This is a genomic window from Cellulomonas sp. NPDC057328, assembly GCF_042667215.1.
GTDB lineage: Bacteria > Actinomycetota > Actinomycetes > Actinomycetales > Cellulomonadaceae > Cellulomonas.
The window spans coordinates 20,828-28,121 of the sequence record NZ_JBHUZW010000047.1 but is presented as its reverse complement, the minus strand read 5'-3'; the positions used below and the strand labels follow the sequence as shown (position 1 = coordinate 28,121).

Here is a 7,294-nt window from a genome sequence, read left to right as displayed (position 1 = left end):
TCGCCGGCCGGGCCCGACGGCCCCGCGCTCACCCCGTCGGTTCGAGCAGCCCGCTGCGCCAGGCGTGCGCGATGAGGCGGCCCCGGTCCGGCAGGTCGAGCCGGAGCAGGAGCCGGGCGACGTGGCTCTTGACGGTGCTCACCTGCAGCGACAGGCGTGCGGCGATCTCGTCGTTCGGCAGGCCCTCGCCGATGAGGGCGAGGACGCGCCGCTGCTGGTGCGTCAGCGGCGGGTGGGGCGTCCTCGTCCCTCGCTGCGCCGCGGCGGGCTCCCGAGAGCCGACGCGGACGGGCCCGCGCTGCGGGTGCGACGACGGGTCGTCGCCCTCCTCGTCGGTGCACCCGACGCCGTGGTGGGGCGTGCGATGCCCCGTCCCGCGGCGCGCGCGCGACGCCCCCGCGCCGTCACACCACTCGGGGTGCGCCCAGGACGCCTCCCGCGCCGTGTCGATCAACCGGTCGACGGCGGCCGCCTCGACGCGCCAGACGTCCAGGATGCGCAGCACGGGCAGCGCGCCGCTGCGCACGAGCTCGCGCACCTGGTCGGCAGTCAGGCCGAGCTGTTCCTGCACCTCCCCGAGGCTGAGCAGCCTGGACCCTGTTCCCATCCGCGCCCCCCGACGTGGTCCCTCGTCCGGGCGCACGCCTCGATGCGCGCCCCGGGCCGTGGCGGGGCGCGGCGGGAGCGTGCAGACGACGACCCGACCGCCTGCCCCGCCCCATGGCGGTCAACCTACGGGCGGCGAGCCCGCGGTCCGGGTCCGGCGGAGGTGAATCACCCGCGGGGGCGCGTGACGCGGAGCCGAACCGCCTGCCGTCAGGCGACCTGGGACGTCGCGGCGCTGACCAGCGCGAGGAGCGCCTCGCCGTAGGCGTCGGGGGCCTCGTCGGCGGTGAAGACGCGCTCCGGCTGCCCGCTGAACTCCACGAGCACCTGGTACCGGCCGTCGGTCGAGCGCGCGAGGCTGCGGAACGCGCGCCCGAGCAGCTCGCGCAGCTGGTCCTCGCGCGGCAGCCAGAGCGCGTCCTCCTGGCGCACCGAGTCCAGCGCCCACTCGGTCGTCCCGTTGAAGCCGAGCACCGTGCCGGTCTCGTACTCGTGCGGCTCGACGACCATGTCGGAGATCGTGAAGACGTCGCCGTCGAGGTCGGCGCCCTGGATCGCGAACCGGTCGCCGGGCCGCGGCTGCCAGCGCAGGCCGGCGGCCTGCAGGGCGATGGCGAGGTCCGTCGAGATCATCTGCCCAGTATCGGCGCCCGGAGCGGCGGCGCCACCGCGGGGCCCTCCACCCCGCGGTGGCGCCCGTCCGGACGTGCCGAGCCCGGCGTCAGCGGGTGCTGAACGCCGCGTCGAACGCCGCGGTCGGCGGGTCGAAGAGGTTCGCGCGGACGAACGCGAGCGCCTCGGGCGCGCCGACGAGGCGGTCCATGCCCGCGTCCTCCCACTCGACCGAGACGGGTCCGTCGTAGCCGATCGCGTTGAGCGCCCGGAACGACGGCTCCCAGGGCACGTCGCCGCGGCCGGTCGAGACGAAGTCCCAGCCGCGGCGCGGGTCGGCCCACGGCAGGTGGGAGGAGAGCCGGCCGTTGCGGCCGTTGCCGAGGCGCAGCTTCACGTCCTTGCAGTCGACGTGGTAGATCCGACTCCGGAACTCGAGCAGGAAGTCGACCGGGTCGAGCTGCTGCCAGACGAAGTGGCTGGGGTCCCAGTTGAGGCCGAACGCCTCGCGGTGGCCGATCGCCTCGAGGGCGGCGACCGTGGTCCACCAGTCGTAGGCGATCTCGCTCGGGTGCACCTCGTGCGCGAACCGCACGCCGACCTCGTCGAAGACGTCGAGGATCGGGTTCCACCGGTCGGCGAAGTCCCGGTAGCCGGCCTCGACGAGCTCGGCGGAGACCGGCGGGAACATCGCGACGTACTTCCAGATGGAGGAGCCGGTGAAGCCGACGACGGTCGTCACGCCCAGCCTCGCGGCGAGCCGCGCGGTGTGCTTCATCTCCTCGGCCGCGCGCTGCCGCACGCCCTCGGGGTCGCCGTCGCCCCACACCCGGTCGGACAGGATGTCGCGGTGCCGCTGGTCGATGGGGTCGTCGCAGACCGCCTGGCCCTTGAGGTGGTTGGAGATCGCCCAGACCTTGAGGCCGTACCTCTCCAGGACGGCCAGCCGGCCGGCGACGTAGTCGTCGTCGTCCCAGCGCCATGGGTCGAGGTGGTCGCCCCAGCACGCGATCTCGAGGCCGTCGTAGCCCCACCCCGACGCGAGGCGGGCGACCTCCTCGAACGGCAGGTCGGCCCACTGGCCGGTGAACAGGGTGATCGGGCGCGTCATCGTCAGGCCTCCGTGCGGGTCGAGGTGCCGGTCGAGGTGTCGGTCGTGGGTGCGGGGACGTCGGTCCAGGTGCTGCGGTCCGCGGCGGAGCGCTCGACCGCGTCGAGGACGCGCTGCACCTGCAGCCCGTCCGCGAACGACGGCCGCGGCTGGCGGTGCGCCGCGACGTCGCGCACGAGGTCGACCGCCTGGTGCGTGAACGCGTGCTCGTACCCGAGCCCGTGCCCGGCCGGCCACCACGCGCCGACGTAGGCGTGCTCGGGCTCCGTGACCACGATGCGGCGGAACCCCGCCTCCCACGCCGGCTGGCTCGCGTCGAAGTAGTGCAGGACGTTCATGTCCTCGAAGTCGAACGCGAGCGAGCCCGCCGACCCGTTGATCTCCAGGCGGATCGCGTTCTTGCGCCCGTACGCGAACCGCGTGGCCTCGAACGTCGCCAGCCCCCCGCCCGACAGGCGCGCGAGGAACACCGCGGCGTCGTCCACCGTGACCGGCCCCGTCTCTCCCCCGGACGAGCCCGTCGCGGACAGCCCCGCGGACGACGCCGCCACGGGGCGCTCGCGCACGAACGTCTCGAGCACCGCCGACACGCCGGTCAGGTGCTCCCCCGTGACGAACTGCGCCAGGTCGACGACGTGCGCGCCGATGTCGCCCAGCGCGCCCGAGCCGGCCTTCGCGCGGTCGAGCCGCCACGACAGCGGCGCCTGCGGGTCCGCGATCCAGTCCTGCAGGTACTGCGCGCGCACGTGCCGGACCGTGCCGATGCGACCCTCGTCGACGAGCCGCTTCGCGAGCTGCACGGCCGGCACGCGCCGGTAGGTGAACCCCACCGTGGCGAGGGCGCCCGAGGCGCGTGCCGCCTCGGCCGCGCGCACCATCGTCTCGGCCTCCTCGACCGAGTTCGCGAGCGGCTTCTCGCAGAGCACGTGCTTGCCGGCCTCGAGCGCGGCGACCGCGATGTCGGCGTGCGTGTCGCCGGGCGTGCAGATGTCGACGAGGTCGACGTCGTCCCGGGCGACGAGCGCCTTCCAGCTGGTCTCGGCGTCGCGCCAGCCGAGCCGGTCGGCGGCCGCGCGGACCGCCCGCTCGTCGCGGCCAGCCACGACCGCCATGTCGGGTGCCAGCGGCAGGTCGAAGAAGCGGGGGGCGGTGCGCCAGGCGTGCGAGTGGGCGACGCCCATGAACGCGTAGCCCACCATGCCGATGCCCAGGCGCGGGAGCGTGTCTGCCACGGGGTCCTCCTCGTGGGTCGGGGCGCCGGGCGGGCGGTCCGCCCGCCCGGCGCGCGGGTCAGGACTCGAACGCGGTCGGCAGGTACTCGTCGACGTTGGCCTTGGTGACCACGGGCGCGTACAGCTGCACGGTGCGCGGCACCTCCACCTCGACGAGGTCGCTCATCGCCTTCTGCTGGACGAGGAGCCGGGCGAGCTTGACGCCGTCCGCGGCCTGCGTCGACGGGTAGACGACGGTGGCCTTGAGCACCGAGTCGTCCGCCTTGATCGACTCCATGACGTTCTTCGAGCCGGCGCCCCCGACCATGATGAACTCGTCACGGCCCGCGTTCTCGATGGCGGCCATGACGCCGACGCCCTGGTCGTCGTCGTGGTTCCAGATCGCGTCGAGCTCCGGCGCGGCCTGCAGCAGGTTCGCCGCGGCGGCCTCGCCGCCCTGCACGGTGAAGTCGGCGGCGACGCGGTTGCTCACCTCGAGCCCGCACTCGGACAGCGCGTCGGCGAAGCCCTGGCTGCGGTCCTGCGTGAGGGGCAGCGAGTCGATGCCGGCGATCTCGGCGACCTTCGCGTCGCCCTGGTCGCCGAACTGCTCGCAGATGTACGCGCCGGCGCTGACGCCCATGCCGTAGTTGTCGCCCAGCACGGTGGTGCGGGCGGCGTTCGGGTCGTCGAACTCGCGGTCCACGTTGACGACGACGATGCCCGCCTCCATCGCCTGGTGCGCGACCTCGGTGAGCGCGGCGCCGTCGAACGGCAGGAGCACGATCGCGTCGACGCCGTCGTTGATGAACTGCTCGATCTGGCTGATCTGCAGGTTGACGTCGTTCGTCGCCTCGGCCTGCACGAGCTCGACGTCCTCGTACTTGTCCGCCTCGGCGACGGCGGCGCGCGTGATGGCGCCCATCCAGCCGTGGTCGGCGGCGGGGGCCGAGAAGCCGATCGTGACCGTGTCGCCGGGCTCGTCGTTCTCGGTGCCGGGCACGGCGGCCGGGGCGGTGCCCTCGTCGGGCGTGTCCTGGGGGGCGTTGGACGTGCAGCCGGTCACCACCAGGGCGAGTGCGGCGGCGGTGCCGGCCACGGTGAGCCAGCGGTGACGCAGGGGTGCAGACATGACGATCCTCCTCGATCGGGGGGCTGCGCGGGAACAGGGCGTGCAGGGGTGTGCGGGTGACGGGCGGCGCGTGCCGGATGCCCGTCAGGTGCTCGCGCGGGAGCGCTCGGCGATCCGCTGCTGCAGCAGCACGGCGGCGACGATGATGACGCCCTTCGCGATGGCCTGCGCCGAGATGGAGAGGTTGTTCTGCGTGAAGACGTTGGTCAGCGTCGTGAAGATGAGGACGCCGAAGACCGTGCCGACGATCGTGCCCCGGCCGCCGGCGAGCAGCGTGCCGCCCACGACGACGGCGGCGATGGCGTCGAGCTCGTAGAGCTGGCCGTTCGTCGAGCTGCCGGCGGTGGTGCGGCCGAGCATCATGACCCCGGCGATCCCCGCGGCCAGGCCGGCGAGGGCGTACAGGTACATGGTGTGCCGGCGCACGTTGATGCCCGCCAGCCGCGCGGCCTCCGGGTTGCCGCCGACGGCGACGGTGCGGCGGCCGAACGTCGTCCGGTTGAGCAGCACCCAGCCGGCGACGGCGACGACCGCGAAGATCCACACCAGCACGGGGATGCCGAGCAGGTCCGAGCGGAAGAAGTCGCGGAACGCCTCGACGCGGACGACCTGCGTCTGCCGGTTGGCGATCATCTCCGCCAGGCCGCGGGCCGCGACGAGCATCGCCAGGGTCGCGATGAACGCGACCACCCGCCCGTACGCGATGAGCACGCCGTTGACGAGGCCGGCGCCGAGGCCGACCGCGAGCGCGCACACGACCATGACGACCCAGTGGTACTGCTCCGCCATCGCCTGCGTCGCCAGGGTGGACGCCCAGACGGACGAGAGCCCCAGGACGGACCCGACGGACAGGTCGATGCCGCCGGCGGTGATGACGAAGGTGACGCCGACGGAGAGCACGCCGATGACGGCGGCCAGCCGCAGGATCGTCATGAGGTTGTCGAGGCTCGCGAAGCGCTCCCCGGCGGTCGCGACGCCGACGGCGCAGATGAGCAGGAGCGCGATGACGAGGCCCAGGTTGCGCCCGGCGGCACCGGCGAGGAGGTTGCGGCGCGGGCGCGCGGCGGCGCTCGCGTCCTCCACGCGCGCGGACTCGTCCGCGGGCACGTGGGCCGTGAGGTGCTGGTCGCTCACGCGGCACTTCCTTCCATGACGAGGTCGAGCACCCGGTGCTCGTCGATCTCGGACGCCGGCCCGGTGTGGACCACGCGCCCCTCGGACAGGACGAGGACGCGGTCGGAGAGACCGAGCACCTCGTCGATCTCGCTGGACACCACGACGACCGCGGTGCCGGCCTCGGCCAGGCGCGCGATCAGGGCGTAGATCTCGGCGCGCGCGCCGACGTCGACCCCGCGGGTGGGCTCGTCGAGGAGCAGCACGCGGCAGCCGTGCACGAGCCAGCGCGCGAGCAGGACCTTCTGCTGGTTGCCGCCGGACAGGGTGCGCGCCGCGCGGTCGGGGTCGGCCGGGCGCAGGTCGAGGGCGGCGATCTGCTCCTCGGCGACGCGGCGCTCCGCCGGCTCGTCGAGGAAGGCGCCGCGCGCGGTGCGGCCGAACGACGAGAGCGTGATGTTGCGGTACACGGGCTCGTCGAGCAGCAGCCCCTGGCTCTTGCGCTCCTCGGGGCACAGGCCGATGCCCGCCCTGACCGCGGCACCGACGGACCCGTGCACGGGACGCCCGTCGACGCTGACCCGGCCGGCGTGCGCGCGGCGGGCGCCGAAGACGGCCTCGAGGACCTCGGAGCGACCGGAGCCGACGAGCCCGGCGAGCCCGACCACCTCGCCGGCCCGGACGTCGAACGACACGTCGGCGAACGCGCCGCGGACCGTGAGGTCCTCGACGCGCAGGACGACCGGCGCGTCGGCGGGGACGGCCGGCCGCCGTGGGATTGCGTACTCGACGGTCCGACCGGTCATCAGGCGGATCAGGTCGGGGGTCGCCGTGGTCGCCGCCGGGAGGTTCTGCGCCACCGTGCGGCCGTCCTTGAGGACGGTGATGCGGTCGCCGATCTGGCGGATCTCCTCGAGGCGGTGCGAGATGTAGACGACCGCCACGCCCTGGGCGGTGAGCTCGCGCACGACGCGGAAGAGGTTGGCGACCTCCTCGCTGTCGAGCACGGCCGACGGCTCGTCCATCACGATGACGCGGGCGTCGTGCGACAGGGCGCGCGCCATGCTGACGATCTGCTTGCCCGCGGCCGAGAGGGAGCCGACCTCGCGGTGCGGCGACAGGTCCGGGTGGCCGAGGCGGGCGAGCAGCGCGCGCGTGCGCTGGGCGGCGGCGCGGCGCTGCGTGAAGCCGCCGGACGCCATCTCGTGCCCCAGCCAGACGTTCTCCGCGACCGACAGGCCGTCGACGACGTCGAGCTCCTGGTACATCGTCGCGACCCCGAGCCGCAGGCCGGCGACGGGGTGCGCGATGGTGACGGGGCTGCCGTCGAGCAGGATCTCGCCCTCGTCAGGCTGGTGGGCGCCGGCGAGCACCTTGATGAGCGTCGACTTGCCCGCGCCGTTCTGGCCGAGCAGGCAGTGCACCTCCCCCGCGCGGACCTCGAGGTCCACGCCGTCGAGCGCCCGGGCGCCGGGGAACTGCTTGACGATGCCGCGCATGCGCAGGATC

The 7,294-nt window shown here is 74.1% G+C and carries 7 protein-coding genes; all 7 read right to left on the bottom strand.

Translation table 11 applies throughout. The annotated features are described in order from the left end of the window. Positions 1-28 precede the first annotated feature (28 nt). A complete protein-coding gene (locus tag ACFUMH_RS10405; RefSeq protein ID WP_378204400.1) occupies positions 29-571 on the bottom strand; it encodes a LuxR C-terminal-related transcriptional regulator in 543 nt (180 codons plus the stop codon). 245 nt (positions 572-816) lie between these two features. Then, complete coding sequence (locus ACFUMH_RS10400) at positions 817-1,239, bottom strand: pilus assembly protein CpaE (RefSeq protein WP_378204397.1); 423 nt, start codon at positions 1,237-1,239, stop codon at positions 817-819. A gap of 88 nt (positions 1,240-1,327) precedes the next feature. Beyond that, positions 1,328-2,329: a sugar phosphate isomerase/epimerase family protein gene (locus ACFUMH_RS10395; protein ID WP_378204394.1), complete on the bottom strand. Its 1,002-nt coding sequence runs from the start codon at positions 2,327-2,329 to the stop codon at positions 1,328-1,330. Positions 2,330-2,331: 2 nt separating this feature from the next. After that, positions 2,332-3,528: a Gfo/Idh/MocA family protein gene (locus ACFUMH_RS10390; RefSeq protein WP_378204409.1), complete on the bottom strand. Its 1,197-nt coding sequence runs from the start codon at positions 3,526-3,528 to the stop codon at positions 2,332-2,334. Between the two features lie 91 nt (positions 3,529-3,619). Beyond that, entirely contained in the window at positions 3,620-4,672 is a 1,053-nt protein-coding gene (locus ACFUMH_RS10385) for a substrate-binding domain-containing protein (protein WP_378204391.1), read from the bottom strand. An 84-nt stretch (positions 4,673-4,756) separates the two neighbouring features. Further along, a complete protein-coding gene (locus ACFUMH_RS10380; protein ID WP_378204388.1) occupies positions 4,757-5,806 on the bottom strand; it encodes an ABC transporter permease in 1,050 nt (349 codons plus the stop codon). Then, positions 5,803-7,284, bottom strand: a complete 1,482-nt coding sequence (locus tag ACFUMH_RS10375; protein WP_378204406.1) for a sugar ABC transporter ATP-binding protein — start codon at positions 7,282-7,284, stop codon at positions 5,803-5,805. The genes ACFUMH_RS10380 and ACFUMH_RS10375 overlap by 4 nt, the downstream gene beginning before the upstream one ends. Between the last annotated feature and the right edge of the window lie 10 nt (positions 7,285-7,294).